A 26,500-nucleotide genomic window follows, 5' to 3' on the forward strand; every position below is an offset into this window, starting at 1 on the left:
CCTTGCCCGCTTCATGCTATCCTTTTGCGCTTTCTGCGTCACGCTGGATGCGCAAGCCTACCATGAACGCCATCGTCCGCATCGCCGACCATGCCGGCGCCGACTTCCGCGTCGCCCCGGATCAGACCGTGCTCGAAGCGGCGCTCGCCGCCGGGCTGCTGCTGCCCTATGGGTGCCGCGACGGCGCCTGCGGCGCCTGCCGTGCCCGACTCCTCGACGGCAAGATCGAATATACCGGCCCCGTGGCCGCCTCGGCCCTCACCGAAGAGGAACGGGCACAAGGCTGGTTTCTGCCCTGCCGCGCCCGGGCGCTCACCGATCTCGTCATCGCCGTGCGCGAGCTGCGCCGTGCCGACGACTTTCCGGTCCACAAATTCCCCGCCCGCGTCGAGCACCTGGAGCGCGCCGCCGAAGACGTGACGATCCTCACGCTCAAACGGCCGGCGAGCCTGGATTTCCGCTTCCGCGCCGGCCAATACGTAGACGTGCTGCTGCCCGACGGCGCGCGGCGCAGCTTCTCGCTCGCCAACGCCCCGGAAGAAACCGACTTCCTCGAACTGCACGTCCGGCTCGTGCCCGGCGGCCGCTTCACCACGCACGTCTTCACGGCGATGAAGCCGAAGGAAGTGTTACGACTCGAAGGGCCGCTCGGCAGCTTCTTCCTGCGCGAGGAAAGCGAAGCGCCGATCCTCTTTCTTGCCGGCGGCACGGGGTTTGCACCGATCCAGTCGATGCTGCGGCACATGCACCATGCCGGCATCGCCCGTCCCGCCACGCTCTACTGGGGGGCGCGCACGCGCGCCGGCCTCTACCGGCATGAATGGCTCGAACGCTTCGCCGCCGAGCACGCGTGGTTTCGCTACGTGCCGGTGCTCTCCGAACCCCTGGTCGAGGACCGCTGGGAAGGGGTCGCACCGAGCTCGTGCACCGCGCCGTGTTGCAAGACTTCCCGACGCTCTCGGGCCACGAGGTCTACGCCTGCGGCGCTCCGGCGATGATCGAAGCCGCCCAGCGCGACTTCCTGGCGCACGGTCTGGACGCCGAGTCCTTCTTCAGCGACGCCTTCACCTTCGCCACGAGCCCTACATGAGCGACAACGCCACCTTTCTGACGCGTGAACCCGCCGTCAATCGCAAACAGGCGATCACCGCCAACCGTCTCTTCCTGCATGCCTCCTCGATGCAGGCTGCGCTCGAAGAACTGGCGCGTCTGCGTCCTTGCTGGCCGAGCGCACACACGGTCTTTCTCTCTTTCGGACGCCTGGTTCCAGGGCCTGAGCTCCTCGATTGGTCCTGGCCCGAAGGGACCTTTCTCGAAATTCCCGCCCCTGCCCTCACGCATCCCAAAGTCCAGGCCCTGTTGCCCCTCGTCCATGCCCAAGGAATTCCTCTTTGCCTCGGCTGGTACGACGGCGTAAGCCCCGTCCCTCCCATCGGCGACTGGCGCTTCACCTTGGTCGATCTGCGCCGCAGTTCCGTCCCCGGACAGGCACCCGGCATTGCCCTTGCCTGGGGGCTAACCGATCCCGCTGCCTTCGCCGACACCATCGCACGAGGCTTTTCCGGCGCCTGCGGCTGGTTCTTCCTGCGCGGCACCCCCGAAGTGGTCCAGAAACGCGCCACCCCCAGCTTCGGCATCGTCCTGCAGCTCATCCAGAAACTCCAGCGCGACGCCGACATCGCCGAGATCGAAGAACTCCTCAAACGGGACGTCGCGCTCAGCTATCGGCTCTTGCGCTACATCAATTCGGCCGGGATGGGACTGATGTGCGAAGTGACCTCGTTCCGGCACGCGGTCCAGATCCTCGGCTACCGCAATCTGCTGAAATGGCTGTCATTACTGCTGCTGAATGCCTCGCAGCATCCCTCGCAGCAAGCCCTTGCCCAGACGTCCATCGTCCGCGGCCGATTCATGGAAGAGATCGGTAAAGGTTTTTTTTCCGCCGAGATCACGGAACAGCTGTTCCTGTGCGGTGTTTTTTCCATCCTCGACGTTTTGCTCGGCGTGCCGATGGTGGAAGTCCTGCAGAACATCGCCGTGAGCGAGGCGATACGAGAAGCGCTCACGCGAGGACAAGGAGAATTTGCCCCTTTCCTCGAACTTGCCCGTGCGTGCGAGAGCCCCGATGCGGCGCTGCTGCGCCATCATGCAGAAAAACTAGGGCTCGCCTCCCTGACGTTGAACCGGGCCCATCTCACGGCGCTGGAATACGCCGATCGACTCAATGCGTAAAAACGCTGCGGCGCGCAAATACGCCGCAGCGCGAGGATGCTCACTTCAGCGTCAAAATCCAGCGCACGATCTTCTCGATGTCCTCATCGGCCACCTGCGCGTTGGGCGGCATCGGCACCTGGCCCCACACCCCTACGCCGCCCTTCTTCACTTTCTCGACGAGCTTGGGCACGTCGGCTTCGGTGTATTTCTTGGCCACGTCCTTGTAGGCCGGGCCGACCAGCTTCTTGTCGACTGCGTGACAGGCCACGCAGCCCTTGGTCTTCATCAGGGTCTCGCCTTCCGTGGCGGCAAGCGCCGGTCCGGCCAGGAACAGCGCCGCAGCGCCAACCCAGAGTGCCTTGTGCATCGTACTCTCCTTTGAGTCACTGAAAAAAGTTCGAAGCGCCCGGCGAGAGGCGCTGCCGGCGTCTTCGTCGCTCCAACCGCGGCCTCTCCCGCGGCGCGAGGCGCTATGTTAACCCAAACTGAACGCGCCCACATCGTCAACCATAGCTCCGAGCGCAGGAAAAGCAAGCACCATTTACGAAGCGAAACGACCCCCCCTTCATTGCCGGATCTCTTCGGGCAGCGTCTCCGGCAGCAAGCCGACGCGCGAGGCGCGCACCGGGGAGATGTCCAACCCGCCGCGGCGGGTGTAGCAGGCGAACACCATCAGTTCCTGCATCCCCAGGCGCCACAGGTCGCGATAGATGCGCTCGACGCATTGTTCGTGGAATTCCTGCTGTTCGCGAAAGGAAACGACGTAACGCAGGAATGAAGCCGGGTCGATCACCGGCCCCAGGGCATGGACGACGACGCAGCCCCAGTCGGGTTGTCCCGTCACGGGGCAGTTCGACTTGAGCAGATGGCTCACGAGCCACTGCGCCCTTGGCGCTTCCTCGGCGATGCGCAGCAGCGCCGGATCGTAGCGGTAGGTCTCGATCTCCACCGGCAACTCGTCGACGCAATCGCCTGCGGGATAGCCCGGCGCGCGCTGCGGCCGCATCGAGAGCGGCGCGATCGCCACCTCCACCGCCGCCCCAGCTGCCCGCGACAGGTCGGCCCGGATCGTGGCCGCGACCGCATCGACCTCGGAAAAACGCGTGCCGCCCAAGCCGTTGAGGTAGAGTTTCAGCGACTTCGATTCGATGAGGCAGGGCGAATCGCAGGGCACGCGAAAGCGCGCGAGCGCCACCACCGGTTTGCCGCGCCCATCGAGCCAGGAGAGCTCATAGGCACGCCACTCGTCGAAACCGACGAAAGGTGGCGGGTCGAGGTCGCGGCGAGTCTGCGCCCGCGCGATCGGCGTGAGCACGCCGGGGTCGTAGGACGAAGGAACCGCCACCTGGCGACCGAGCCACAGCTCACTCATGGGTGATCATCCGAAGAGGGAATGCAGCATCTTCGCGAGCAGCGCGAGCAGCACCAAGGCGAAAATACGCTTGAGCGTGCGCACCGGCAGGCGATGAGCGAGCGCCGCGCCCAGCGGCGCGGTGAAATAGCTCACGGCGCTCACCCCGATCACCGCCGGCAGATAGACGTAGCCCAGCGAATAAGGCGGCAGACCGGGATGTCCCCAGCCCATGACGACATAGCCAATCGCGCCCGCCAATGCGATCGGCAGCCCGAGAGCGGCGGAGGTGCCAATGGCGCGATGCGCCGGCACGTTGCACCAGGTAAGGAACGGCACAGTGAGCGAGCCGCCACCGATCGCCACCAGCGCCGACACCGCCCCGATCACCGCGCCAGCTGCCGCCAGCCCCCAGGGGCCGGGCAGCTGGCGCGAAGCCTTGGGCTTGATGTCGAGCAGCATCTGCGCGCAGACGTAGGCGATGAAGCAGGCAAAGAAAATCGCCAATGGCCGCGAAGGCAGCGCAGCCGCGATGAAGGAGGCGAGGAAAATACCGATGATCACACCCGGTCCCATGGTGCGCACCACGCCCCACTCCACCGCCCCGCGCGCGTGATGCGCCCGCGAACTGCTCACGGAGGTAAGCACGATGCTCGCCATGGAGGTGCCGAGCGCCAGATGGACCACGTTCTCGGCCGGGAACCCTTGGGCGGTATAGAGCGAGGTGAGGATGGGCACCATGATCGCCCCGCCGCCCACACCGAGCAGGCCGGCGAAGATGCCGACCACGGCACCGAGCAGCGGATAAGCCAGCCACCATGCGTCCATCGTTTGCCCCCATGAAAAAACCCGGACCGAGCCGGGTTTGGTAAGGGAGATCCCCCGCGAGCGCCGATCAGGCCGATGCTCCTGAACCCGAGGTTCAGGTTGGTCGCTTTCCTTCCGCCTCAGGCACGCCCGCGAAGGGCGCGCACACTGGCGGTTTCTCGGGGCCGCGACCCATCGTCACGATATTGGTTCTAGGATCGTACGACCTTCCCGAACGCCGCAGGGGAAACCTGAGGGCAGCGGCTAGAGGGGGCGGTCGTATTGACTCAAGACCCCGTCGAGCCGCGCGCCGATGAGCTCAATTCTACGCTTGAATCGCGTGATGTCAAACCCTCCCTGCTGCTGCAGTTTGACCAGATCGAGCGCCACTTCCAGCGCCGTCCACAGCACCAGTTTCTCTCCGCTCAGGCCCGAGCGTTGCGCCAGCGCAGCGATGCGCTCGTCGAGCAGCTTCGCCGCCTGGGCGAGCGGCTCCGCCTCGCCCTCCTCACACTCCAGGCGATAGGTGCGCCCCATCAGGGTCACGTCGACGTGCGTTTCAGACATCGCTCGTCTCCGCCGGTTCGAGCAGGGTCACGGCGCGTTCGATGCCGCGGATCGCCTGCGCGAGCTTGCCTTCGAGAATCCTCTTGTCGGCTTCGAGCTGCGCCACCTGGCGCTGCAGCCGCTGATTGTGCGCGCTCAGACGCTCCACGAGCTGCGCGAGCCGCTCGGCCTGACGTTCGAGATGCGCAAGTTCCGTCTCCATCGCTTACCTCCGCAGCTGCCCCAGATCGCGCACCGCCCCCGTGTCGGCGCTGGTGGTGAGCGCCGCATAGGCCTGCAGCGCCACCGAGACCTGGCGCTGGCGCGAAGCCGGGCGCCAGGCAGCCTCCCCTTTGGCCTCCATCGCGGCGCGCCGGCGCGCGAGCTCCTCGTCAGCCACCGCCAGATGGATGCGCCGCTGCGGAATGTCGATCTCGATCGTGTCGCCCTCCTCGATGAGGGCGATCGTGCCGCCACAGGCGGCCTCCGGCGAGACGTGCCCGATGGAGAGGCCCGAGGTGCCACCAGAGAAACGCCCGTCGGTGAGGAGCGCACAGGATTTCCCCAAGCCTTTGGACTTCAGATAACTCGTGGGATAGAGCATCTCCTGCATGCCCGGCCCCCCTTTGGGCCCTTCGTAGCGCACCACCACCACGTCGCCGGGCTGGATTTTGTCGCCGAGGATGGCGGCGACGGTCTCTTCCTGGCTCTCGAAGACGCGGGCACGGCCGCGAAAAACCCAGATCGACTCGTCCACGCCGGCCGTCTTGACGATGCAGCCATTCGGCGCGAGGTTGCCGTAGAGCACCGCCAGGCCGCCATCCTGGGAAAAAGCGTTCGCCCGGTCGCGAATCACGCCGGCGGTGCGATCCAGGTCGAGCGAGGGATAGCGCCGTTCCTGGGAGAAGGGACGCTGGGTCGGCACGCCGCCGGGGGCGGCGCGATAGAACTCGAACACGTCGAGCGCCGAGGTCTGCATCACGTCCCAGTGGGAGAGCGCCGCTCGCAGCGTCGGGCTATGCACGGTGGAGACTTCGTCGTGCAAGAGCCCGGCACGCTGCAGCTCGCCCAAAATGCCCATCACGCCGCCGGCGCGATGCACGTCCTCGACGTGCACCGTGCTCACCGCCGGAGCCACCTTGCACAGGCACGGCACCTTGCGCGAGATGCGGTCGATGTCGGCCAGGGTAAACGGCACTTCGGCCTCATGCGCCGCGGCGAGCAGGTGCAGCACGGTATTGGTGGAACCGCCCATGGCCACGTCGAGCGCCATGGCGTTCTCGAATGCGGCCAAGGTGGCGATGCGCCGCGGCAGGACGGATTCGTCACCCTGCTCGTAATAGCGCTTGGCGAGTTCGACGATGAGCCGCCCGGCGCGGCGGAAGAGCCCTTCGCGGTCGCGGTGCGTGGCCACGAGCGTGCCGTTGCCCGGCAGCGCCAGCCCCAGTGCCTCGGTGAGGCAGTTCATCGAGTTGGCAGTGAACATCCCGGAGCAGGAGCCGCAGGTGGGGCAGGCCGAACGCTCGACGAGCGCTACTTCTTCGTCGCTCGCGTTGGGGTCGGCCGCCTTCACCATGGCGTCGACCAGATCGAGCGAGAGCTCCTGATCCTGCCAGCGCACCTTGCCCGCCTCCATCGGTCCGCCGGAGACGAAGACCACGGGGATATTGAGGCGCAGGGCGGCCATGAGCATGCCCGGCGTGATCTTGTCGCAGTTGGAGATGCACACCAGCGCATCGGCGCAGTGGGCGTTGACCATGTATTCGACCGAATCGGCGATGAGCTCGCGCGAGGGCAGCGAATAGAGCATCCCCTGGTGCCCCATGGCGATGCCGTCGTCGATGGCGATGGTGTGGAATTCCTTGGCCACGCCGCCCGCCTTTTCGATCTCCTCGGCCACGAGGCGGCCGAGATCGCGCAGGTGCACGTGCCCGGGCACGAAGTCGGTGAAGCTGTTGGCGATGGCAATGATCGGTTTGCCGAAATCCTCTTCCTTCATGCCGGTGGCGCGCCACAGGGCGCGGGCGCCGGCCATGTTGCGGCCGTGGGTGCTGGTGCGGGAACGATACTGCGGCATGGGAGATCCTCGATCCGTTGGCTGCGATGCCCGTTATTCTAGTCCCGAACCGGCCTTGGGCTACAATGAACCCGTGCGCCACACCGCGGTCTTTCTTCCATGCTCGTGCATCCGCAGTTCGACCCCATCGCCTTCTCCCTCGGCCCTTTGTCGGTACGCTGGTACGGGCTCATGTACCTCGCCGGCTTTCTCGCCTTCCTCTGGCTCGCGCCGCGTCACGCCCGTCGCCTGGGCGATGGCCGCTGGACGCGGGAGCGGCTCGACGCCCTGCTCTTCTACGGCGTGCTCGGCGTGGTACTGGGCGGGCGGCTGGGCGAAGTGCTCTTCTACCAGCCCGCCTACTATCTTTCCCATCCGCTCGAGATCTTCGCCATCTGGCATGGCGGCATGAGTTTTCACGGCGGACTCATCGGCGTGATCCTCGCCATGGCGCTCTTCGCGCGGCGCGAGGGCATGGGGTTTTGGCAGGTGGCCGACTTCGTCGCCCCGCTCGTGCCACCGGGGCTGGGATTCGGTCGGCTGGGCAATTTCATCAACGGCGAGCTGTGGGGACGTCCGGCCCCCGAGTCCCTGCCCTGGGCCATGGTCTATCCCCAAGTCGATACCCTGCCGCGCCACCCATCGCAGCTCTACGAGGCGTTCGGCGAAGGCGCACTGCTCTTCGCGCTGCTGTGGTGGTACGCCGCCCACCCCCGGCCCGCGGGGCGGGTCTCGGCCGTCTTTCTGATGGGGTATGGCGCCATCCGCTTCGTGTGCGAGCTCTTTCGCACGCCCGACCCCGGCATCCTCTCCTGGCTCACCCCGGCGCTGAGCACGGCGCAGTGGCTGTCGCTGGCCATGCTGCTCGCCGGTGCCGTACTCTACCGCCAGACGCGCCGCATCCCCTCTTCCGTCGACGCGAGGACGAACCCATGAGCAACGATCTGCTGAGCAAAGGACTGTCGCTGGTGCGCGGCTGGTTCGAGCCGCCGCCCGAGAAAGTGCTCGAGCGCATCCGCGACGAGCTGCGCGAATGCGCCGACCTCATCGGCGGCGAGGTGAGCGCGCGCCAGCGCGCCGCCAAGCTCGCCAAGACCTATGCCGAGCTCGACGAAAACGGCCGGCGGGCTTTCCTGCGTATCCTGCTCACCGAGTTCGGCCCCGAGCCCGAGCGCATCGACGCCGCCTACGACGCCTACCGCGCGGCGCGCGGCAGCGACGAGCAATGGCAGGCGGAAGCGGCGCTGCGCGAGAGCCTGCGCAGCCCCCGCAGCCGCATCCTCACCCAGTTCTCGGCTTCCGACGCCGGCGTGCATTTCCTCGTCGACCTGCGCGCCGAGCTGCTCGATTTCCTGCGCGACGACCCGCTGCTCGCTGCGCTCGACCTGGAACTGCAGGGTTTGCTCGCCTCGTGGTTCGACGTGGCGCTGCTGGAGCTGCAGCGCATCACCTGGCACAGCCCGGCCGACGTGCTCGAGCGCTTGATGCAGTACGAGGCGGTGCACGAAATCGAATCCTGGCAGGATCTGAAGAACCGGCTCGATTCCGACCGGCGCTGCTACGCCTTCTTTCATCCGCGCATGCCCTCGGTGCCGCTCATCTTCGTCGAGGTAGCGCTCACCGAGGGGCTCGCCGGCGACGTGCAGCAGCTGCTCGACGTCTCCGCGCCGCTCTTTGCCACCGAGCGGGCCGACACGGCCATCTTCTATTCCATCAGCAACACGCAGAAAGGGCTGCGCGGCATCTCTTTCGGCCACTTTCTCTTGAAGCGCGTGATCGACGACCTGCGCCGCGATTTTCCCAAGCTCGAGCGATTCGCCACCCTCTCGCCCATCCCGGGGCTGGTGCGCTGGTACCGCGCGCATCCCGAGGCGCTCGCCGATGCCTTCACCGCCTCCGACTGGCGCCGGCTGCGCGCCGCCGGCGCTCCCGAAGGAATGGAACTGCTGCAGCGGCTGCTCGAGACACCCGAGATCGCCGGCACCGAAGCGTGGCGCGAGGCGCTCGCCGCGCCGCTCTTGCGCGCCGCAGCACGCTATCTGCTCGCCACGGAGAACGGCCGCGCGCTCGACCCGGTGGCGCGCTTCCACCTGGGCAACGGCGCGCGCATCGAACGGCTCAACTGGCTCGCCGACACCTCGCCCAAAGGCTGGCGCCAATCCTGGGCGATCATGGTCAACTACCGCTACGAGCCGGACAAGCTGCAGGATCGCATCGACGCCTACGAGCGCGACGGCCTCATCGAGGCGACTTCCGCAGTGCGTCGCCTCGCGCGCTAGCGCCGCCTCAAGCCGCCTCGCCCACCACGAAAGCGAGCTCGCCCACGCCTTCCACCCAGGCGCGCACGCGCTCGCCCGGGCGCACGGGGCCGACTCCGGCGGGCGTTCCCGTGAGGATCAGGTCACCCGCCGCGAGCCGCCAATAGCGCGAGATCTCGGCGATCACTACCGGCACGTCGTAGATCATCTGTGCGAGGTCGCCGCGCTGGCGTGGCGTACCATCAACCTCCAGGCCGATCTCGCCACGGCGCAGCACTTCGCCCGGCTTCGGCAGGATCGTGGAGATCGGCAGCGAGGCATCGAACCCCTTGGCCACGTCCCAAGGCCGGCCTTTGGCTTTCGCCTCCGCCTGCAAGTCGCGCCGCGTCATGTCTAGCCCCACCGCGTAGCCATAGATCGCCTCCGCGGCTTCCTCCGGGGAGAGCTCCCGGCCTCCGCCGCGCAGCGCCACCACCAGTTCGGCTTCGTGGTGCACTTCTTGGGTGGCCGGCGGATAGGGCCAGTGCGACTCGGCATCGTGAGGATGCCAGACGGCGTCGGCCGGTTTCATGAAGAAGAACGGCGGCTCGCGGCTCGGATCCCCCCCCATCTCGCGCGCGTGTTCGGCGTAATTGCGCCCCACGCAGAAGATGCGGCGTACAGGGAAGAGCCCGCCGCAGCCCACCGGCACTACCGGCAGCGCCGGCGCAGGAATCACGAATTCTTCACGGGACATGATCGACTCCTCATTGGACTTCCGGCTCGATTCTACGCTGCCTTGACGCCAGGTAAAAATGCAATAAAATGCAATAAAATGGCAAAAATTCCAAACGAAACCCCGCCATGAACGATCCGGATTTTTCCCGGTGCATCCGCGATGCCGGCGGCCGCGTGACCGCGGCGCGTCTGGCGGTATTGCGCTGCCTGGCGGCGGCCGAAGAGCCGCTCACGCCCGACGAAGTACTGGAGCACTTGACCCAAACCCCCGGCCATGTCCCCGACCGGGTCACCATCTATCGCGCGATCGACTGGCTCTCCGCCCATGGCCTGGTACGGCGTCTGGCGACGGTGGGACGCGCCGCCCGCTATGAACCGGTCGAGGATCGGGAAGCGCACGCCCATTTTCAATGCCGCCGCTGCGGCCAGACGCGCTGCCTGCCCGCGCCCTCTCCCCCACTGCCGACGCTGCCGCCAGGGTATGTCGCCGAACGTGTCGAACTGGTGATCCACGGCCTGTGCGCCGCCTGCCGCGCCGGAGAAAATGCATGAGCGCTCGATCCTTGTGGACGCTGGGCATCCTCGGCCGCCTCGGTCTGGCAGCGTTGCCCTTGGGGCTCATCTGGCTGCTCTACTTTTGGGGGACCCGATGAACACCCCGAGCATCGTCCTGCACGACCTCACCGCCGGCTACGGTCGACATCCGGCCATCCACCATCTGCACGCCACGATCCCCTGCGGTGCGCTGCTCGCCGTGGCCGGCCCCAACGGCGCGGGCAAATCCACACTGCTCAAGGTGCTCGCCGGCGAACTCAAGCCGATGACGGGCCATGTCAGCCTGCCGGCGCCATGCCGGCAGCGGCTCGCCTACCTCACACAGCAGCCGACCTGGTCGCTCGATTTTCCCGTCGACGTCCACGATGCCATTGCCATGGGATGTTGGCCTTGGCTCGGCCCGTGGCGCGCCTTCGACGAGGCGGCGCACCGGCGCGTTGCCGATGCCATCGCCGCAGTCAAACTGCAGGGGTTCGAACACCGTCCGCTCGAATCGCTCTCCGGCGGTCAGCTGCAGCGGGTGCGCTTTGCCCAGATCATCGTGCAGGATGCCCGCCTCATCCTGCTCGACGAGCCGTTCAACGCGCTCGACGAAACCACAGAAGAAGAATTCCTCACCCTCATCCACCGCTGGCACGAAGAAGGGCGCACGGTGATCGCCGTACTGCACGATCTCGCCCGCGTGCGCCGCTACTTTCCCCTGACCCTGTTGCTCGCACGCGAGCTCGTCGCCTTCGGCCCCACCGAGCAAGTTTTGTGCGCCGAACACCTCGACCGCGCCCGGCGCCATGCGGAAGCCTTCGACGAACATGCCGCGCCCTGTCCGCTGCCTGTGGACGAGGAGAAAGACGAGGTCGCCCCATGACCCTGCCCGAGCTCATCACCCCGTTTGCCGACTACGACTTCATGCGCCGGGCGCTCGCCGGCGCCTCGATGCTCACCCTGGGCGCCACTCCCGTGGGCGTCTTTCTCATGCTGCGCCGCATGAGCCTCATGGCCGACGCGATGAGCCATGCGGTGCTCCCTGGTGTGGCTGCCGCCTATTTCTTCTCCGGCCTGTCGCTGGGCGCGATGACGCTCGGCGGGCTGACCGCAGGCGTGCTCGTGGCAATCGCCACCGGCTGGGCGGCGCGCCACTCGGTGCTCTTCGAAGACACCGCCATGGGAACCTTCCAGATCCTCTCGCTCACCGCCGGCATCCTGCTCATGACCGCACACGGCCGCCCCGTGGACGTGCTGCAGCTGCTCTTCGGCTCCATCCTCGCCATCGACCGCGACACGCTCACCCTCATCGCCCTGGTCGCCTCCGCCACGCTGGTGCTGCTCGCCCTGGGCTGGCGCATCCTCGTGCTCGAATGCTTCGACGCCCCTTTCTTGCGCCGCTACAGTCCGCGCCTGTCGGCCTTGGCGCACTACGGCTTCCTCGTGCTGGTCGTGCTCAACCTCGTGGCCGCCTTTCACGCCATCGGCACCCTGCTCGCGATCAGCGTGCTGATCCTGCCCGCCGCCACGGCCCGACTGTGGGTCAATGGCCTGGGCAAGGCGCTCGTGCTCGCCGCCGGCTGCGGCATCCTGGGCAGCTACCTCGGGCTCGTCGCCTCTTTCCGCTGGGATCTGCCCGCTGGCCCGGCAATCGCACTCGCGCTCGCGCTTCCCTATCTTTGCTCGCTCTTTCTTGCCCCTCACGGATTCCTGCGCCGGCGCCGCCCGCGCAAACAGCACCTCGAAAACTGACCGGAGCTCCCCATGCCGACCATCCGCCGTCGCCTTCTCCTCGCGCTCGCCGCTGCACCGTTCCTCTTCCTCTCCCCCGTCGGCGCCCGGGCAGAAGCCCCCTTGCGCGTCGTCGCCACGTTCTCCATCGCCGCCGACTGGGTGCGGCAAGTGGGCGGCGACCGGGTCGAAGTCACGGCCCTCATCGGCCCCGATGCCGATGCCCACGGCTACCAGCCCAAGCCCTCGGATACCCGCGCCCTCAAGGAAGCCTCCCTCGTGGTTGGCATCGATCTGGGGTTCGATGACTGGATCGAACGGCTCGCCCGCAGCGTCGGTAAAAAACCGATCGTGATGCTGGGTGAGCTGCTGCCGCCCGAAGACCTCCTGCCCGCCGGAGAGACACACGACGAGCACGATGACGACCACCATCACGGCGCCTTCGACCCCCACTTCTGGCAAGATCCGCGCCTCGTGGCCAAGGTGATGCCGATGCTGGCCGAAGCCCTGGCCCAACGCGACCCCACGCACGCCGACGACTACCGGCGCCGCGCCGCCGACTATGCTCGAAGCCTCGAATCCCTGTGGCACACCTGGAACGAGCGCTTTGCCACCTTGCCGCCCGAATCCCGCCGCGCCTACACCAATCATGACGCATTCCGCTACCTTGCCCGCGCCTACGGCCTGGAGCTCATCGGCATCCAGGGCGTGGTGCCGCATGGCGAGCTCAGCGCCAAGGCGCTCGCTGCGCTCTCCGACCGCGCCCGGCGCGAGGGCATCCGCGTTGCCTTCCTGGAGAACGTCTCCGACCCCCGCCTCGTCGAACAGCTGCGCCGCGAAGCCGGGCTTACCGTGGGCGGACGCCTCTATTCGGACGCCCTCAGCGGCCCCGGCGGTGCTGCGCCGACTTACCGCGATCTCGTCGAGATCAACGCCCGGACGCTCCACGACGCCTTGGCGGCACCCAACCCCTGATCTTACCCAAGGGCGCGGATCGGTGGTTTCTGCGCTATCCTATGCAAAAAGCTGGCCGGGATCGGGCAAGCGGCCTCGTCGCCGCGCATCATCCCCGATCCGGCCCTCCCCGCATCGAGGTGCCATGAACCGTCGCTTTCGCCGTCTCTTCCTCTCGCTGGGCCTCGTCACGGCCTGCTCCTGTGTGCTCGCCCAATCGCCCCATCCCCCCATGGATGCCGCCGCACCGGCCGAATCGCCGGCAGAAGCACTCGACGGCGAAACGGTCTATTGGACGCTCATCGGGGAGCTCGCCCTGCGCCAGCAAGAGTACGGCCGGGCCACGCAAGCCTTCCTGCTCGCCGCCCGCCATGCCCGCTCGGCGCAACTCGCCCGCCGCGCGGCCGAGATCGCCGCCATCACGCGCCAGGGAGATGCCCTCAACCGCGCCCTCGCCCTCTGGCGCCAGATCGAACCCGATACCGAAGCCATCGAGCGCTTCGAGCGCATGCGCGCCGAGCTCGATGCCCAGCGCGAAAAAGCCGTCTTGGCGCAGCTCGACGAAATCCTCAAACGCCACCCCGAACAGCTGCCGCAGAACCTTCTCGGCCTGAATGCCGCCCTCGACGAGCTGGACGATGCCGAAATGGCGCGCCGCATCATCGAGCTCGCCACCACCCCTTACCTCGAATACCCGGAAGCGCAGCTGGCCCGCGCCGAAGCCGCCCGCCGCGCCGGCGACCTCCCCGCCGCGCGCCAGGCGGCCGAGCACGCCCTCACCCTGCGCCCCGACTGGGATCTCGCGCTCGCGCTGTGGGCCGAAATCCTCGGCGAGCAGGGCGACACGGCCACCGCCATCGCCCGGCTCGAATCCTATCTGCAGGAACACCCCTACGCCCGCGTCGTGCGCTTCACGCTCGCCAAGCACCTCGCCGTCACGCCCGGGCGCGAGGAAGAATCCCTCCAGCACCTCGAAAAACTGCTCGCCGACGCCCCTGACGACGCCCAATTGCTGCAGGCCGTGGCCCTGATGGCCGAGCGCACCGGCCACGTCGACCGCGCCATCGCCGCGCTCAAGCGCGCCATCGCCAAAGCGGGAGACAACACCGATTTCCTGCGCCTGCAGCTCGCCCAGCTCTACCTCACCGCCGGCCAGCCGCGGCGCGCCGAATTCGAACTGCGCAAGATCTCCCATCCCGATCTGGAAGACGAGAGCAAGCGGCTGCTCGCCCAGGCGCTGGCCAAGCAAGGCAAGATCGAAGCCGCGTTCGATACGCTCGACCAGACCCGCGCCGTGCTCGACCCCAAAACCGAGGTGCTCCTGAAAAGCCGCCTGCTGCAAGACGCCGGCCGGCTCGAAGACGCCCGCGCTTGGGTCGACGAGGCAATCGCCGAGCTCGGCGACGAACCCGAGCTCCTCTACGAATACGCCATGATCCTGGAAAGACTCGGCCAGCACGAAGCCGCCGAAGGCCACCTGCGCAAGCTCGTCGCGCTGCACCCCGACTTTGCCCACGGGCTCAACGCCCTGGGCTATCTGCTCGCCGATGCCAACCGCGATCTCGACGAAGCCGAGCGGTTCCTCACCCGCGCGCTCACGCTCGCCCCCAACGACCCCTTCATCCTCGACAGCGTCGGCTGGCTGCGCTACCGCCAAGGCCGCCCCGAAGAAGCGTTGACGCTGCTGCAAAGCGCCTATCGCCGCCAGTACGATCCCGAAATCGCCGCCCACCTGGTCGAGGTCCTCACCGTGCTCGGGCGGCATGAAGAAGCTCAAGCCCTGCTCGAGCAGGCGCTCGGCCGCTCGCCCGATGCCGAAGCGCTGCGCCGCGTACAGCGCTGGCTGCGCCAACAGGGCCAATGAGTCGTCCTTTCGCGGCGCGATGCGCACTCCTGGCAGCGCTCTTGCTGCCCTACGGCTGCGCTACCGTCCCCGGAAACGCGCCCGAACCCCCCGCCGCGACCCCTGCCCCGCTGCTGACCCAATTCCGCCTCACAGGGCGGCTTGCCGCCGATGACGGCGAACATCGCTTCGCCACTGCATTTGCCTGGAGTCACACGCCAAGCCGCGCCGAACTCTCCCTTTTCGCCCCCACCGGCCAGACGCTGGCGCGGCTCACCCTCGAAGACGGCGATGCCGCGCTCGCCACGGCCGAAGGCGAACGGCACGAAGCCGACGCCGCAGCGCTCCTCGAACCCCTTCTCGGCTTCTCCCCGCCGCCGCTTTCCGCCCTCACCGCCTGGATCCAGGGCGACCCCGGCCCCGCGCCCGACCGCATTGAGCGCGACCAAGCGGGCAGGCCCTATCGCGTCTGGCATTCCGGCTGGATCGTCACCTTCGATTCCTGGCAGGACGATCGCCCGCGCCGGCTGACGATCGAGCGCGGTGCCGCCCGGCTCGTGCTGCTGCTCGACACCTGGAGTTCCGAACCATGACTGATTGGCTCACGGGCTGTCCAGCCCCGGCCAAGCTCAACACCTTCCTGCACGTGGTCGGACGGCGTGAAGACGGCTACCACCTGCTGCAATCGCACTTTCGCCTCATCGACTGGAGCGACACGCTCGACTTCGCCCGCCGCGACGACGGACTCATCCGCCGTACGCACGAACTCCCCGGCGTGCCGGAATCGGCCGATCTCACGCTTCGCGCCGCCCGTCTGCTGCAAGAGCGCCTCGGCACCCCGTACGGAGTCGACCTCACCCTGCACAAAGTCCTTCCTGCCGGCGCCGGCCTGGGCGGAGGCAGCTCGGATGCCGCCACCACCCTGATCGCCCTCAACCGCCTCTGGAACGGCGGGCTTTCCCGGGCCCAGCTCATGGAACTCGGCCTGCAGCTCGGCGCCGACGTCCCCTTCTTCCTCTTCGGCGAAGACGCCTTCGTCGAGGGCATTGGCGAGCGTCTCACCCCTTACCCTGGCCCCGAGCGCTGGTTCGTAGTCTTGTGGCCAGGCATCCACGTCCCCACGGCCCAGGTTTTTGCCTCGCCCCGCTTGACAAGGAATACCCCCATTGGCACAATAGCGTCTCTCGCAGCGACGCCTCTGCGAAACGATCTCGAACCCGTGGTAAGAGCGTTGTTTCCAGAAGTCGATGCGGCGCTCGAATGGCTCGCCCGGCATGCCGGAATGGCCAGGATGAGCGGATCGGGCAGTTGCGTGTTCGCCGAATTCGCCGAGCCCTCCGAGGCCGAGCGCATTGCCGCCCAAGTCCCTTCGGGCTGGCAGGCGAAGGTCGCGCGAACGCTGCACCGCCATCCGCTCCACGATTGGCTCTGAGCGCCGCTGCGAACCGGTTACTTGGGGAGTCGCCAAGCTGGTCAAGGCACCGGATTTTGATTCCGGCATTCGAGGGTTCGAATCCTTCCTCCCCAGCCAACACGACGGGCAGGCGCCTCTCGCCTGCCCGTTTCGACTTTCGCGGGTCTGGTCCCGTGACGACGGACTCGGGTGCGGAGAATACGCATGCCTCGCGGCAGCATGATGGTTTTCACCGGCAACGCCAACCCCAAGCTCGCCCAAGACGTGGTGCGGCGCCTGGGAATACCCCTTGGAGCAGCCACGGTCGGGCGCTTCTCCGACGGCGAAATCAACGTCGAGATCCTGGAAAACGTCCGCGGTCAGGACGTCTTCATTCTACAGCCCACCTGCGCCCCGACCAACGACAACCTCATGGAGCTCATCGTCCTGGTCGACGCGCTCAAGCGCGCCTCGGCCTGGCGCATCACCGCCGCGCTGCCCTATTTCGGCTACGCGCGGCAAGACCGTCGCCCCCGATCGGCCCGCGTGCCCATCACCGCCAAGGTGGTGGCCAACATGCTGCAGGCCGTGGGCGTTCAGCGCGTGCTCACCATGGATCTGCACGCCGACCAAATCCAGGGCTTCTTCGACATCCCGGTGGACAACATCTACGCCACCCCCGTGCTGCTCGACGACCTGGAAAAACAGCGCTATGAGAACCTCATGGTCGTCTCGCCCGACGTCGGCGGCGTCGTGCGCGCCCGCGCGTTTGCCAAGCGGCTCGACTGCGACCTCGCCATCATCGACAAGCGCCGTCCCAAGGCCAACGTCTCGGAGGTGATGAACATCATCGGCGAAGTCAAGGGGCGTACCTGCGTCATCATGGACGACATCGTCGACACCGCCGGCACGCTGTGCAAGGCCGCCCAGGCGCTCAAAGAGCACGGCGCCACCCGCGTGCTCGCCTATTGCACCCACCCCGTGCTCTCGGGCACGGCGGTCGCCCGCATCCAGGATTCCGAACTCGACGAGCTCGTGGTCACCGACACCATTCCGCTGCGCGACGACGCGCGCGCCTGCCCCAAGATTCGCCAGATCTCGGTGAGCGCGCTCATCGCCGACACCCTGCTGCGCATCAGCAACGAAGAGTCGGTGAGCTCACTCTTCAGCGAATGATCCACGAATAAATTTCCCGGCGCCCCGGCGCCGGATCTTCCGCCGCCTGGTCGCGGGCGGCACCCAGCAACCGCAAGGAGAAACCCCGATGCAAATCACCGTGAAAGCCAGCCGGAGAACCGAGCAGGGAACGCGTGCGAGCCGCCGCCTGCGTCGTGCCGGCCGCGTGCCCGGTATCGTCTATGGTGGCGACAAGGCACCCCAGCCGATCACGCTCGATCACAACGAGATCTACCATCAGCTCAACAACGAGGCCTTCCACGCCTCCATCCTCATGCTCGAAATCGACGGCGAACGTGAATCCGTCCTGCTGCGCGACGCCCAATGGCACGCCTACAAGCCGCTCGTGCTGCACGTCGACTTCCAGCGCGTCTCGGCCAACGAGAAGATCCACCTCAACGTGCCGCTGCACTTCATCGGCGCCGAAGAAAGCCCCGCGGTCAAGCTCGGCGGCTGCATCGTCAGCCACGTGCTCACCGAAGTGGAGGTGCGCTGCCTGCCCAAGGATCTGCCCGAATACCTCACCGTCGATCTCTCCGGCCTGCAGCCTGAACAGTCGCTGCACCTGTCGCAGCTCAGCCTGCCGCCCGGCGTCGAGATCGTGCACCACGGTGAAGGCGATCCGGTCGTGGCCACGGCGCTCAAGGTGCGCGGCGAAGCCGAGGGTGAGGGCGGCGAAGCGGCTGCCAGCTGATCCCCCATTCGGCCATGACGCAACTACCCGGCGCGGCGCCGCGCCTCGTGGTCGGCCTCGGCAACCCCGGGGCCGAATATGCCCAAACCCGGCACAACGCCGGGTTTTGGTTTTGTGAGCGGCTCGCCAAGCTGCTCGGCATCGCGCTCGTGCCCGAGTCCCGCTTTCACGGCCTCGTCGGCCGCGCGGGCGAGCTGCGGCTGCTCCTGCCCACCACCTACATGAACCGCAGCGGCCTGGCGGTGGGAACGCTCGCGCGCTTCTTTCGCATCGAACCCGAAGCGATCCTCGTGGTCCATGACGAACTGGATCTCGCGCCCGGCGACGTGCGCTTGAAATTCGGCGGCAGCCACGCCGGTCACAACGGCCTCAAGGATATCCAGGCGGCACTGGGCACCGACCGCTTCTGGCGCCTGCGCCTGGGGATCGGCCACCCCGGGCAGCGCGACGCGGTGATCCACTACGTGCTCAAGCCCCCCCGCGCCGAAGAGCGCCAGGCGATCGAGGAGGCCATCGAACGCGCGCTCGCCGCCTGGCCCGACATCGCTGCCGGGCGCTGGGAACGCGCCATGGGGCGCATCAACGCCAAACCCAAACCGCCCAAGAGCGGCCCAACGGACAAGGAAAGAAGCTCATGAGTCTGCGCTGCGGCATCGTCGGACTACCCAACGTCGGAAAATCCACCCTCTTCAACGCCCTCACCAAGGCCGGAATCGAAGCGGCCAACTACCCCTTCTGCACCATCGAACCCAACGTGGGCGTGGTCGAAGTACCCGACCCGCGCCTGGCCGAACTCGCCCGCATCGTGCAGCCACAGCGCATCGTCCCGGCCATCGTCGAGTTCGTCGACATCGCCGGGCTGGTGGCTGGCGCGAGCAAGGGCGAGGGTCTGGGCAACCAGTTCCTCGCCAACATCCGCGAGACCGATGCCATCGTGCACGTCGTACGCTGCTTCGAAGATGCGAACGTGGTGCACGTCGCGGGCGGCGTCGACCCGATCCGCGACATCGAGGTGATCGACACCGAACTGGCGCTCGCCGATCTCGCCACGGTGGAAAAGGCCCTCACCCGCTGGCGCAAGCCGGCGCAGGCCGGGGACAAGGAGGCCAAGGCGCTCGTGTCCGTGCTCGAACAGGTCTACGCCCAGCTCGACGCCGGCAAACCGGTGCGCGCGCTCGCGCTCGGCAAAGAAGAACGGGCGCTTCTCAAGCCCCTCTTTCTGCTCACCGCCAAGCCCGTGCTCTACGCCGCGAACGTGAGCGAGAACGGTTTCACCGACAACCCGCTGCTCGAAGCCGTACGCGAACACGCCACCGCCGAAGGCGCCGAAGTCGTCCCCATCTGCGCCGCGATCGAAGCCGAGATCGCCGAGCTCGACGAGGCGGACAAACAGGCTTTCCTCGCCGAGATGGGGCTGGAAGAACCGGGACTGAACCGGCTCATCCGTGCCGCCTACCGGCTCCTGGGTTTGCAAACCTACTTCACCGCCGGCGTCAAGGAAGTGCGCGCCTGGACCATTCCCATCGGCGCCACCGCCCCGCAGGCGGCCGGGGTGATTCACACCGACTTCGAACGCGGATTCATCCGTGCCCAGACCATCTCCTATGAAGATTTCATCCGCTGCGGCGGTGAGCACGGCGCCAAGGAAGCCGGCAAGATGCGCGCCGAGGGCAAAGACTACGTGGTTCAGGACGGCGACGTGATCCACTTCCTCTTCAATGTGTGACGAGGCTGGAGCGCATCCATTCACCCTTGCCCCAGCAGGGCGGTGCGCCGAGACAAAGTTTCCATCAGTTCTTCTGGCACCATCTCCAACAGTTGGGAGGCCACCTTGCCCGCCATCTCCGCGCCGCTGATCTCTTCGATCAGCAGCAGGCATTCATAAAAAGCGTCCACCAACGCTTCCGGAGAACGTGCGTCACGCAAATAGGCCCTGGCTGGTTCCTCCTGATCCCCGAGGAGCCGGTGAACCATGTCAAACATATACATACGCGCCATGGCGATAGAGCGTCGCCGGTTGCGCGACGACGCTTTGTTGCCCTCGTCCCGACTCTTGCGGAACATGCCACTTGGCCCCGCGGGTTCTGGCTCCTTTTCCTTAGCCCCAGCGGAGGAGAGGGCGGGAGAGTGGAGCTCGGCAGAGGCGGAAACCGCCAAGAATCCCTGCTCCATGAGCTCGAACGCCACCGCGACGGCACTGGCACCGAGAACGGAAACGATCTCTCCCAGACGGCGATTTCCATCACACAAAATCAGGATACGACGCGCCCGCACATGCAAACCGCGGCTGCGTCGCTCCAATTCGTCGAAACCATCGACCGTCTTCGTCAACACGAGATCATGAGAGAGGAAAACCTCGGCCATCGTGATCCCCTCTTGTGAGAGATACCAGCCTACGGCGAAAAAGTTACCGCAATATGACTTCCATCGCCGAGGTTTCCGTCACAATATCGCCTGCTCGCCGAGGAAAACCCACTTTCTACGACATCATGACTTCCTCCGATCCCGAACCCTCCTCTACTCGCCTTGCGCCGCATGCGGCGTCGATGTTGCTCGTCACGGTAATCCTGCTGTGGGGGGTCAACTGGCCCATCATGAAATACGGCCTGCAGTACATCCCGCCGATCGCCTTTGCCGCGGCGCGCATGGTGCTGGGCACCGCCATCCTCGCCGCCGTGGCTGCCTGGCGCGGGCAGCTGAAGTGGCCGCACCGTGAGGATTGGCCCGTAGTCGTTAGCGTCGGTCTGCTGCAGATGGCCGCCTTCAGCGCCCTGGTCAACCTCGGCTTGCAATACGTCTCCGCCGGGCGCTCGGCCATCCTCGCCTACACCACACCGCTGTGGGTATTGCCGCTCGCCGTATGGCGGCTGCGCGAGCCGCTCACGCGCCTGCGGCTGCTGGGCGTCACCCTGGGGCTTGCCGGCGTGGTGATCCTATTCAATCCCCTCGCCTTCGACTGGCGCGATCCGCAGGTGCTGTTCGGCAACGGGGCGCTGCTGCTCGCGGCGCTCCTGTGGGCGGTGTTGATCGTGCAGGTACGAGGCCATCGCTGGCGCGGCACACCGCTTTCGCTCGCTCCCTGGCAGACGGGCATCGCCGCCCTGGTGCTGCTGCCGCTCTCCCTTGCGCTGGAAGACGTCGCCCACATCCGCTGGGAAGCGCCGCTGTGGATCATCCTCCTCTACAACGGACCGATCACCACCGCCTTCTGCTTCTGGGCGATGATCACCGTCACGCGGGCGCTGCCCGCCATCACCACCAGCCTCGCCACCCTGAGCGTGCCGCTGGTGGGCTATCTCGCCTCCATGGCCATGCTGGGCGAGGCGCTGCCGTGGAACGATCTCGCCGGCTTCGTGTTCATCCTCACCGGGCTGGTGGCCGCCACGCTCGACGACGCCTTGCGCCATCGGCGCAGCCGTGCGAACCGGATTTGACCTTTCCGGTCTGATGGTCTATCTAGAATCCGCATTCAGATAAACGATCATCATGACCGATACACATACGCTGGACGAAATCGCCGAACTGCTCGCCCTCGCCCGTCGGCCGCTCTTCATCACCGGAGCCGGCATTTCCGCCGCCTCGGGCTTACCCACCTACCGCGGCACGGGCGGGCTCTACGCCAACGGCCTCAATGAGGAAGGGCTGCCCTACGAGGACGTGCTTTCGGGCTACATGCTGCGCACACGGCCGGAACTCACCTGGCGCGAGCTCCTGCGCATGGCGCAGCGCCTGGCCGGCCGCGCGCAAGTCAACGAAGCGCACCGCGCCATCGCCGCGCTGCCACACGCGGTGGTGCTCACGCAAAACGTCGACGGACTGCATCTCGAAGCCGGCAGCCGCAACGTCATCGAGATTCACGGCAATCTGCGTGAGCTGCACTGCACCGTGTGCACTTACCGGCGTCCAAACGAAGATTGGCAGAATCTACCCATCCCGCCGCGCTGTCCTGAGTGCGGCGCCGTGCTGCGCCCCAGTGCGGTGCTCTTCGGCGAGCCCTTGCCGCCGGAAGCGCTCACCCGACTCGACGAAGAGCTCGCACGCGGATTCGACCTCGTGTTCTCGGTGGGTACGACCAGCCTCTTCCCCTACATCGCCGAACCGGTGGCGCTCGCCGCCAGCGCCGGCATACCTACGATAGAGATCAACCCCGAACCGACTGCCGTGTCGCACCTCGTCGATTACCGCCTGCGCGGCGACGCCGCCCAGATCCTGCCGCGAATCGTGGAAACGGCGCGCTCGCGCGAGGGGTAAAAAATGGGTGGCTCACTGCCACTGTAGCGGCATGATGAGCTTGAAGTAGAACTTGTCCCCCTCGAAACGGTTTTCGACATGGCTTTCATGCTGCCACTGCGCGATCATGTGCGTTCCCTTGGCGGTGGTGTAGGTCACGCTCGGGCCGATGGCGAATACTTGTCCCCGTCGGCCATCCGACCAGGGGCCCATGGCGGAGGAAATCTCTTTGCCGTCGATCTCATCGTCGGTCGTCTGCTTGAGATAGTAGCCCGCCAGGCCGACTCCCCACTGACCGAAGCGCTTGCCGACGAGATAGTCCATGTGGAATTCATCACCGGATTGATAATCCATTTTCGGCGCGCCCGGCGCGGGACGAAAATCCTCGTTCTCCGTCTTGACGTTGTACATGAACTTGGCGGAGACCTCCCAGCCGGTATCGCCGAGATAAGTGAAGGCGAAGAGCGGTTCGAAACTCCAGTAGTTCGCGCCGATACTCTTGGTCGGCTCGCCGGATTCGTACTTCCCGGTGGGTGCGTTGATGTCCACCCCAGCCACCCAGTGCCAATTGTCCTTGTGCCACGCGAGGAAGAACGGGTTGAACGTCATGTCGCCCAGAGCAAACTTGTCGTCGGAATTGCCCCCCAAGGATAGATCCTGATAGACGAACGGCATAATGACGTGCCAGCCCCAGTTACCGCCCAGAAATTTCACCTCGCTCACGTGCACATAGCGCAATGCGTCGAACCACGCCGAGACGTCGTTCCCCCCCTTCACCTTATGCCCGTCGCCATCGACGAGATCGCCGCTGTAATAACCGAAGTAGTTGATGAAATAGTCACCGGGCGGGGGGATCGCCCCGGCAAGCCAGTTCTCGGCCCCGTTGGGATATTGGTCTCCCCCCTCTTTGGCGAAGGCCGCGCCCATCAAGCCAGCGCACGCCAGCGCCGCAAGCCACTGTTTCCTGCTCATCACACCCCTCCTTTGAACGTTTTTGTTTTACTGACGCGTCAACGGCCCAGATCCTTGGCGGTCACTCCGCCGATTCCCCATTGCGATTTTGGCACCTCCTGAATCATCACGCGGATGTTCTCCTTGGGCGAACCGAGCGATTCGACCAGCGCCTCGGTCACCTTGGCGATCGCCGCCTTTTTCTGCTCTTCGGTACGGCCTTCGAGAATGTAGATGTGCACGAACGGCATGATTTCTCCCCTTTCTTCAACGAAACCGAACGCCGACGGATCCCAGGTGCTGCACCCGCAGTGTGATCGCATCCCCTTTTTGTACGCTCACCGCCTCGGTGATCCCGCCCGAGAGGATGAGGCTGCCGGCGGGAATCTCCTCGCCGCGTCGACCCAGTTCATTGGCGAGCATGGCCACGGCGCTCGCCGGATGCCCCAGCACGGCCGCGCCGGCACCAAAGGCCACCGGCTCGCCGTTTTTCTCCAATACCACACCGATCGTGCGCAAATCGAGCTCTTGTGGCGGCACAATGCGCCCTCCCACGACGAAACGGCTGCTCGAGCAGTTGTCGGCGATCACGCTCTTCAGGTCGAACTTGAAATCGCGGTAGCGGCTATCGATCACTTCGATGGCGGGGATGACGAAATCGGTGGCGGCGAGCACCGTGCCAATGTGGCAGCCCGGCCCTTTGAGCGGAGCTTTGGTCACAAACGCGATCTCCGGCTCGACCTTGGGATGGATGAGCGCACTCGTGTCGATCTCTCCTCCTTCGGGCACGGCATAGTCATCGACGAGGAACCCAAAACAGGGGGTGGAGACGCCCATCTGCCGCATCTTGGCATGGGAGGTGAGGCCTGCCTTGAAGCCGACCACCCGCGCGCCGCGGGCGAGCTTGCGCCGTTTGATCGCCTCCTGGATGGCGTAGGCGTCTTCCCAGTCCATGTCGGGATAGTCGTCGGTGATCTTGGTCGTGTCGCGCGCCTCGAGTTCGCAGCGCTCGAGGTGTTCGGCCAAGCGCTCGATCGCTTCCTGTGCCAATTTCATGCCGCCATCTCCCGCGCCTTGGCCATGCTGAGCGCCGTATCCTCGATCATGTCTTCCTGTCCGCCGACCATGCCGCGACGTCCGAGCTCGACGAGGAGCTCACGGGCCGGGATGCCGTATTTCTGCTCGGCGCGCTTGGCAAAAAGCAGGAAGGAGCCATAGACGCCAGCGTAACCCAGGGTGAGGGCGTCGCGGTCGATGCGGATGGGGAAGTCCATGATGGGAACGACGAGGTCTTCGGCCACGTCCTGGATCTTGAAGACGTCGATGCCCGTCTCGATGCCCATCAGGTCGCACACGGCCACCAGCACTTCGGTGGGCGTGTTCCCTGCGCCCGCGCCCAGACCCGCGGCCGAGCCGTCGATGCGCACGGCACCCACTTCGATGGCGGCGAGCGAGTTGGCGATCGCCATGCCGAGATTGTTGTGGGCGTGGAAGCCGAGCTCGGTCTCGGGTTTGAGCGCTTCGCGCACCGCACCCACGCGCGCCTTGACGCCGTCGGGCAGCAAGTGCCCGGCCGAATCGGTGACGTAGATGCAGTTGGCGCCATAGCTTTCCATGAGCTTGGCTTGCTGCACCAGCCCTTCGGGCGTGTTCATGTGGGCCATCATGAGAAAGCCCACGGTGTCCATACCGAGTTTACGCGCCATACCGATGTGCTGCTCGGAGACGTCGGCTTCGGTGCAATGCGTGGCCACCCGGATGGTATTCACCCCGAGTTCGTGGGCCATTTTCAGGTGATCGACGGTGCCGATGCCCGGTAGCAGCAGGGCCGAAACTTTGGCGCGCTTGAGCTTGGGGATGACAGCGGCGAGGTACTCTTCGTCGCTGTGCGCCGGAAAGCCGTAATTGACCGAGGCCCCGCCCAGCCCGTCGCCATGGGAGATTTCGATGAGGGGCACGCCCGCTTCGTCGAGCCCTTTGGCGATCGCGACCATCTGCTCGAGCGTGATCTGATGGCGCTTGGGGTGCATCCCGTCGCGCAGGGTCATGTCATGGACGGTGATTTTCTTGCCGCGAAGATCCATTTGTTCTCTCCTCCTTTCAGGCGAGCGCCACGGCGCGGTTGGGTTCGAGTCGCAGCTTGCCGGCCAGGATCTCTTCGGCGAACATTTCGGCGGTGCGCGCCGCGGCCGCGGTCATGATGTCGAGGTTGCCGGCGTATTTGGGCAGATAATCGCCCAGCCCTTCGACTTCGAGATAGACGGAGACGCGGTTGCCGTCGAAGACGGGGCCATTGACCAGGCGGTAGCCGGGAACGTACTTCTGCACTTCCTTGATCATGTCGTGGATCGAGGCGGTGATGAGCTCGCGCTCGGGTTCAGTCTCGGTGAGGCAATGCACCGTGTCGCGCATGATGAGCGGCGGTTCGGCGGGGTTGAGGATGATGATGGCCTTGCCTTTCTTGGCTCCGCCCACTTTCTCCACCGCCCCGGCGGTGGTGCGGGTGAATTCGTCGATGTTCTTGCGCGTACCCGGCCCGGCGGACTTGCTCGCCACGGTGGCAACGATTTCGCCGTAGGCGACCGGTTGCACACGAGAGACGGCATACACCATGGGGATGGTCGCCTGACCGCCGCAGGTGACCATGTTGACGTTCATCTCACCCTTGCCGACGTGTTCCTTGAGGTTGACCGGGGGTACGCAGTAGGGGCCGATCGCCGCCGGGGTGAGGTCGATCATCAACACGCCGAGCGCGTTGAGCTTGCGGCTGTTTTCCGGGTGCACGTAGGCGCTGGTCGCGTCGAAGGCGATGCGGATCCCGTCTTCTTCCACATGGGGGAGCAAGCCGTCGACGCCCTCGGCGGTGGTCTTGAGCCCCATCTCGCGGGCACGCGCGAGCCCTTCGGAAGCCGGGTCGATGCCGACCATCCATACGGGTTCGAGCACGCTGCTGCGTTTGAGTTTGTAGAGCAGATCGGTGCCGATGTTGCCGGAGCCGATCACGGCGCAGCGGATCTTCTTCATGGGTTCCCTCTTCTCTTG

The 26,500-nt window shown here is 66.1% G+C and carries 29 protein-coding genes, 1 tRNA gene, 1 other RNA gene and 1 pseudogene; 18 read left to right on the forward strand and 14 right to left on the reverse strand.

The genetic code is table 11. The features are described 5' to 3' along the window. Positions 1-62: 62 nt before the first annotated feature. Positions 63-1,090: pseudogene (locus tag ASC37_RS02535) on the forward strand (CDP-6-deoxy-delta-3,4-glucoseen reductase). Next, positions 1,087-2,232 carry an EAL and HDOD domain-containing protein gene (locus ASC37_RS02540; RefSeq protein WP_055422873.1) on the forward strand — a complete coding sequence of 382 codons (1,146 nt, stop codon included), beginning with the start codon at positions 1,087-1,089 and terminating at the stop codon, positions 2,230-2,232. The pseudogene ASC37_RS02535 and the gene ASC37_RS02540 overlap by 4 nt, the downstream one beginning before the upstream one ends. A gap of 40 nt (positions 2,233-2,272) precedes the next feature. On the opposite strand, the gene ASC37_RS02545 is transcribed toward ASC37_RS02540, so the two are convergent. The 7 genes from ASC37_RS02545 to ilvD all read right to left on the reverse strand — a co-directional run bounded on the left by ASC37_RS02545 (position 2,273) and on the right by ilvD (position 6,995). Further along, on the reverse strand, positions 2,273-2,581 hold the full coding sequence (locus ASC37_RS02545) for a c-type cytochrome (protein ID WP_055422874.1): 309 nt from the start codon (positions 2,579-2,581) through the stop codon (positions 2,273-2,275). Positions 2,582-2,779: 198 nt separating this feature from the next. After that, complete coding sequence (queF, locus tag ASC37_RS02550; protein ID WP_055422875.1) at positions 2,780-3,586, reverse strand: NADPH-dependent 7-cyano-7-deazaguanine reductase QueF; 807 nt, start codon at positions 3,584-3,586, stop codon at positions 2,780-2,782. A gap of 6 nt (positions 3,587-3,592) precedes the next feature. Beyond that, on the reverse strand, positions 3,593-4,393 hold the full coding sequence (locus ASC37_RS02555) for a sulfite exporter TauE/SafE family protein (protein WP_055422876.1): 801 nt from the start codon (positions 4,391-4,393) through the stop codon (positions 3,593-3,595). Between the two features lie 47 nt (positions 4,394-4,440). Continuing rightward, positions 4,441-4,622, reverse strand: a non-coding RNA gene (ssrS, locus tag ASC37_RS11975) — 6S RNA. Between the two features lie 14 nt (positions 4,623-4,636). Beyond that, on the reverse strand, positions 4,637-4,939 hold the full coding sequence (locus ASC37_RS02560) for a cell division protein ZapA (RefSeq protein ID WP_055422877.1): 303 nt from the start codon (positions 4,937-4,939) through the stop codon (positions 4,637-4,639). Beyond that, complete coding sequence (locus ASC37_RS02565) at positions 4,932-5,141, reverse strand: hypothetical protein (RefSeq protein ID WP_037989428.1); 210 nt, start codon at positions 5,139-5,141, stop codon at positions 4,932-4,934. Before ASC37_RS02565 ends, ASC37_RS02560 begins: the two co-directional genes overlap by 8 nt. Before the next feature lie 3 nt (positions 5,142-5,144). After that, positions 5,145-6,995, reverse strand: a complete 1,851-nt coding sequence (gene ilvD, locus ASC37_RS02570) for a dihydroxy-acid dehydratase (protein WP_055422878.1) — start codon at positions 6,993-6,995, stop codon at positions 5,145-5,147. Between the two features lie 99 nt (positions 6,996-7,094). On the opposite strand from ilvD, the gene lgt reads away from it, so the two are divergent. Both lgt and ASC37_RS02580 read left to right on the forward strand, forming a co-directional pair. Further along, on the forward strand, positions 7,095-7,910 hold the full coding sequence (gene lgt, locus ASC37_RS02575) for a prolipoprotein diacylglyceryl transferase (protein WP_055422879.1): 816 nt from the start codon (positions 7,095-7,097) through the stop codon (positions 7,908-7,910). Further along, entirely contained in the window at positions 7,907-9,253 is a 1,347-nt protein-coding gene (locus ASC37_RS02580) for a malonyl-CoA decarboxylase (protein WP_055422880.1), read from the forward strand. Before lgt ends, ASC37_RS02580 begins: the two co-directional genes overlap by 4 nt. 7 nt (positions 9,254-9,260) lie before the next feature. On the opposite strand, the gene ASC37_RS02585 is transcribed toward ASC37_RS02580, so the two are convergent. Continuing rightward, positions 9,261-9,968 (reverse strand): fumarylacetoacetate hydrolase family protein, encoded by a 708-nt coding sequence (locus tag ASC37_RS02585; RefSeq protein ID WP_055422881.1) that lies wholly within the window; start codon positions 9,966-9,968, stop codon positions 9,261-9,263. 107 nt (positions 9,969-10,075) lie between these two features. Between ASC37_RS02585 and ASC37_RS02590 the strand changes: the two genes are divergently transcribed. The 12 genes from ASC37_RS02590 to ychF all read left to right on the forward strand — a co-directional run bounded on the left by ASC37_RS02590 (position 10,076) and on the right by ychF (position 20,003). Next, positions 10,076-10,501: a Fur family transcriptional regulator gene (locus tag ASC37_RS02590; RefSeq protein WP_055422882.1), complete on the forward strand. Its 426-nt coding sequence runs from the start codon at positions 10,076-10,078 to the stop codon at positions 10,499-10,501. Positions 10,502-10,598: 97 nt separating this feature from the next. Further along, the gene (locus ASC37_RS02595; RefSeq protein ID WP_055422883.1) at positions 10,599-11,369 is read left to right on the forward strand and encodes a metal ABC transporter ATP-binding protein; all 771 of its coding nucleotides are present in this window, start codon (positions 10,599-10,601) and stop codon (positions 11,367-11,369) included. Further along, positions 11,366-12,238, forward strand: a complete 873-nt coding sequence (locus ASC37_RS02600) for a metal ABC transporter permease (RefSeq protein ID WP_055422884.1) — start codon at positions 11,366-11,368, stop codon at positions 12,236-12,238. Before ASC37_RS02595 ends, ASC37_RS02600 begins: the two co-directional genes overlap by 4 nt. Positions 12,239-12,250: 12 nt before the next feature. Then, positions 12,251-13,192, forward strand: a complete 942-nt coding sequence (locus tag ASC37_RS02605) for a metal ABC transporter substrate-binding protein (RefSeq protein WP_055422885.1) — start codon at positions 12,251-12,253, stop codon at positions 13,190-13,192. 124 nt (positions 13,193-13,316) lie between these two features. Then, on the forward strand, positions 13,317-15,035 hold the full coding sequence (locus tag ASC37_RS02610; RefSeq protein ID WP_055422886.1) for a tetratricopeptide repeat protein: 1,719 nt from the start codon (positions 13,317-13,319) through the stop codon (positions 15,033-15,035). Then, positions 15,032-15,607, forward strand: a complete 576-nt coding sequence (locus ASC37_RS02615) for an outer membrane lipoprotein LolB (protein ID WP_055422887.1) — start codon at positions 15,032-15,034, stop codon at positions 15,605-15,607. Before ASC37_RS02610 ends, ASC37_RS02615 begins: the two co-directional genes overlap by 4 nt. Then, complete coding sequence (gene ispE, locus ASC37_RS02620; RefSeq protein WP_055422888.1) at positions 15,604-16,446, forward strand: 4-(cytidine 5'-diphospho)-2-C-methyl-D-erythritol kinase; 843 nt, start codon at positions 15,604-15,606, stop codon at positions 16,444-16,446. Before ASC37_RS02615 ends, ispE begins: the two co-directional genes overlap by 4 nt. A 22-nt stretch (positions 16,447-16,468) precedes the next feature. Then, positions 16,469-16,545, forward strand: a tRNA-Gln gene (locus ASC37_RS02625). An 87-nt stretch (positions 16,546-16,632) separates the two neighbouring features. Beyond that, complete coding sequence (locus ASC37_RS02630) at positions 16,633-17,583, forward strand: ribose-phosphate pyrophosphokinase (RefSeq protein ID WP_055422889.1); 951 nt, start codon at positions 16,633-16,635, stop codon at positions 17,581-17,583. An 88-nt stretch (positions 17,584-17,671) separates the two neighbouring features. Next, a complete protein-coding gene (locus ASC37_RS02635; protein ID WP_055422890.1) occupies positions 17,672-18,277 on the forward strand; it encodes a 50S ribosomal protein L25/general stress protein Ctc in 606 nt (201 codons plus the stop codon). A 14-nt stretch (positions 18,278-18,291) separates the two neighbouring features. Further along, entirely contained in the window at positions 18,292-18,915 is a 624-nt protein-coding gene (pth, locus tag ASC37_RS02640; RefSeq protein WP_055422891.1) for an aminoacyl-tRNA hydrolase, read from the forward strand. After that, entirely contained in the window at positions 18,912-20,003 is a 1,092-nt protein-coding gene (ychF, locus tag ASC37_RS02645; protein ID WP_055422892.1) for a redox-regulated ATPase YchF, read from the forward strand. Before pth ends, ychF begins: the two co-directional genes overlap by 4 nt. Before the next feature lie 20 nt (positions 20,004-20,023). Here the strand turns inward: ychF and ASC37_RS11480 are convergent, their stop codons facing one another. Further along, entirely contained in the window at positions 20,024-20,641 is a 618-nt protein-coding gene (locus tag ASC37_RS11480; protein ID WP_072247894.1) for a hypothetical protein, read from the reverse strand. Between the two features lie 125 nt (positions 20,642-20,766). On the opposite strand from ASC37_RS11480, the gene ASC37_RS02660 reads away from it, so the two are divergent. Both ASC37_RS02660 and ASC37_RS02665 read left to right on the forward strand, forming a co-directional pair. Continuing rightward, positions 20,767-21,711 carry a DMT family transporter gene (locus ASC37_RS02660; protein ID WP_055422895.1) on the forward strand — a complete coding sequence of 315 codons (945 nt, stop codon included), beginning with the start codon at positions 20,767-20,769 and terminating at the stop codon, positions 21,709-21,711. A gap of 52 nt (positions 21,712-21,763) precedes the next feature. Beyond that, positions 21,764-22,528: an SIR2 family NAD-dependent protein deacylase gene (locus tag ASC37_RS02665; RefSeq protein ID WP_055422896.1), complete on the forward strand. Its 765-nt coding sequence runs from the start codon at positions 21,764-21,766 to the stop codon at positions 22,526-22,528. A gap of 12 nt (positions 22,529-22,540) precedes the next feature. On the opposite strand, the gene ASC37_RS02670 is transcribed toward ASC37_RS02665, so the two are convergent. The 5 genes from ASC37_RS02670 to ASC37_RS02690 are packed head-to-tail and all read right to left on the reverse strand — an operon-like array spanning position 22,541 to position 26,482. Then, positions 22,541-23,479, reverse strand: a complete 939-nt coding sequence (locus ASC37_RS02670; protein ID WP_055422897.1) for a SphA family protein — start codon at positions 23,477-23,479, stop codon at positions 22,541-22,543. Positions 23,480-23,517: 38 nt separating this feature from the next. Next, entirely contained in the window at positions 23,518-23,781 is a 264-nt protein-coding gene (locus ASC37_RS02675; RefSeq protein ID WP_267885670.1) for a 4-oxalocrotonate tautomerase, read from the reverse strand. After that, a complete protein-coding gene (gene dmpH / locus ASC37_RS02680; protein WP_055422899.1) occupies positions 23,726-24,514 on the reverse strand; it encodes a 2-oxo-3-hexenedioate decarboxylase in 789 nt (262 codons plus the stop codon). The genes ASC37_RS02675 and dmpH overlap by 56 nt, the downstream gene beginning before the upstream one ends. Next, complete coding sequence (gene dmpG, locus ASC37_RS02685; RefSeq protein WP_055422900.1) at positions 24,511-25,542, reverse strand: 4-hydroxy-2-oxovalerate aldolase; 1,032 nt, start codon at positions 25,540-25,542, stop codon at positions 24,511-24,513. The genes dmpH and dmpG overlap by 4 nt, the downstream gene beginning before the upstream one ends. 16 nt (positions 25,543-25,558) lie before the next feature. Further along, complete coding sequence (locus tag ASC37_RS02690) at positions 25,559-26,482, reverse strand: acetaldehyde dehydrogenase (acetylating) (protein WP_055422901.1); 924 nt, start codon at positions 26,480-26,482, stop codon at positions 25,559-25,561. Between the last annotated feature and the right edge of the window lie 18 nt (positions 26,483-26,500).

Source organism: Tepidiphilus thermophilus (assembly GCF_001418245.1).
Classification (GTDB): domain Bacteria; phylum Pseudomonadota; class Gammaproteobacteria; order Burkholderiales; family Rhodocyclaceae; genus Tepidiphilus; species Tepidiphilus succinatimandens.

Bases quoted from the DNA above. Each gene is read 5' to 3' on its own strand.
- ASC37_RS02610 (WP_055422886.1), top strand. From the start codon at position 13,317: ATGAACCGTCGCTTTCGCCGTCTCTTCCTCTCGCTGGGCCTCGTCACG.
- ASC37_RS02560 (WP_055422877.1), bottom strand. From the start codon at position 4,939: ATGTCTGAAACGCACGTCGACGTGACCCTGATGGGGCGCACCTATCGC.
- ASC37_RS02580 (WP_055422880.1), top strand. From the start codon at position 7,907: ATGAGCAACGATCTGCTGAGCAAAGGACTGTCGCTGGTGCGCGGCTGG.
- ASC37_RS02545 (WP_055422874.1), bottom strand. From the start codon at position 2,581: ATGCACAAGGCACTCTGGGTTGGCGCTGCGGCGCTGTTCCTGGCCGGA.
- ispE (WP_055422888.1), top strand. From the start codon at position 15,604: ATGACTGATTGGCTCACGGGCTGTCCAGCCCCGGCCAAGCTCAACACC.
- ASC37_RS02690 (WP_055422901.1), bottom strand. From the start codon at position 26,482: ATGAAGAAGATCCGCTGCGCCGTGATCGGCTCCGGCAACATCGGCACC.
- ASC37_RS02590 (WP_055422882.1), top strand. From the start codon at position 10,076: ATGAACGATCCGGATTTTTCCCGGTGCATCCGCGATGCCGGCGGCCGC.
- ASC37_RS02670 (WP_055422897.1), bottom strand. From the start codon at position 23,479: ATGAGCAGGAAACAGTGGCTTGCGGCGCTGGCGTGCGCTGGCTTGATG.
- ASC37_RS02565 (WP_037989428.1), bottom strand. From the start codon at position 5,141: ATGGAGACGGAACTTGCGCATCTCGAACGTCAGGCCGAGCGGCTCGCG.
- pth (WP_055422891.1), top strand. From the start codon at position 18,292: ATGACGCAACTACCCGGCGCGGCGCCGCGCCTCGTGGTCGGCCTCGGC.
- queF (WP_055422875.1), bottom strand. From the start codon at position 3,586: ATGAGTGAGCTGTGGCTCGGTCGCCAGGTGGCGGTTCCTTCGTCCTAC.
- ASC37_RS02635 (WP_055422890.1), top strand. From the start codon at position 17,672: ATGCAAATCACCGTGAAAGCCAGCCGGAGAACCGAGCAGGGAACGCGT.
- ychF (WP_055422892.1), top strand. From the start codon at position 18,912: ATGAGTCTGCGCTGCGGCATCGTCGGACTACCCAACGTCGGAAAATCC.
- ASC37_RS02540 (WP_055422873.1), top strand. From the start codon at position 1,087: ATGAGCGACAACGCCACCTTTCTGACGCGTGAACCCGCCGTCAATCGC.
- ASC37_RS02660 (WP_055422895.1), top strand. From the start codon at position 20,767: ATGACTTCCTCCGATCCCGAACCCTCCTCTACTCGCCTTGCGCCGCAT.
- ASC37_RS02665 (WP_055422896.1), top strand. From the start codon at position 21,764: ATGACCGATACACATACGCTGGACGAAATCGCCGAACTGCTCGCCCTC.
- ASC37_RS02675 (WP_267885670.1), bottom strand. From the start codon at position 23,781: ATGCGATCACACTGCGGGTGCAGCACCTGGGATCCGTCGGCGTTCGGT.
- dmpH (WP_055422899.1), bottom strand. From the start codon at position 24,514: ATGAAATTGGCACAGGAAGCGATCGAGCGCTTGGCCGAACACCTCGAG.
- dmpG (WP_055422900.1), bottom strand. From the start codon at position 25,542: ATGGATCTTCGCGGCAAGAAAATCACCGTCCATGACATGACCCTGCGC.
- ASC37_RS02595 (WP_055422883.1), top strand. From the start codon at position 10,599: ATGAACACCCCGAGCATCGTCCTGCACGACCTCACCGCCGGCTACGGT.
- ASC37_RS02555 (WP_055422876.1), bottom strand. From the start codon at position 4,393: ATGGACGCATGGTGGCTGGCTTATCCGCTGCTCGGTGCCGTGGTCGGC.
- ASC37_RS02600 (WP_055422884.1), top strand. From the start codon at position 11,366: ATGACCCTGCCCGAGCTCATCACCCCGTTTGCCGACTACGACTTCATG.
- ASC37_RS02615 (WP_055422887.1), top strand. From the start codon at position 15,032: ATGAGTCGTCCTTTCGCGGCGCGATGCGCACTCCTGGCAGCGCTCTTG.
- ASC37_RS02605 (WP_055422885.1), top strand. From the start codon at position 12,251: ATGCCGACCATCCGCCGTCGCCTTCTCCTCGCGCTCGCCGCTGCACCG.
- ASC37_RS02630 (WP_055422889.1), top strand. From the start codon at position 16,633: ATGCCTCGCGGCAGCATGATGGTTTTCACCGGCAACGCCAACCCCAAG.
- ilvD (WP_055422878.1), bottom strand. From the start codon at position 6,995: ATGCCGCAGTATCGTTCCCGCACCAGCACCCACGGCCGCAACATGGCC.
- ASC37_RS02585 (WP_055422881.1), bottom strand. From the start codon at position 9,968: ATGTCCCGTGAAGAATTCGTGATTCCTGCGCCGGCGCTGCCGGTAGTG.
- ASC37_RS11480 (WP_072247894.1), bottom strand. From the start codon at position 20,641: ATGGCCGAGGTTTTCCTCTCTCATGATCTCGTGTTGACGAAGACGGTC.
- lgt (WP_055422879.1), top strand. From the start codon at position 7,095: ATGCTCGTGCATCCGCAGTTCGACCCCATCGCCTTCTCCCTCGGCCCT.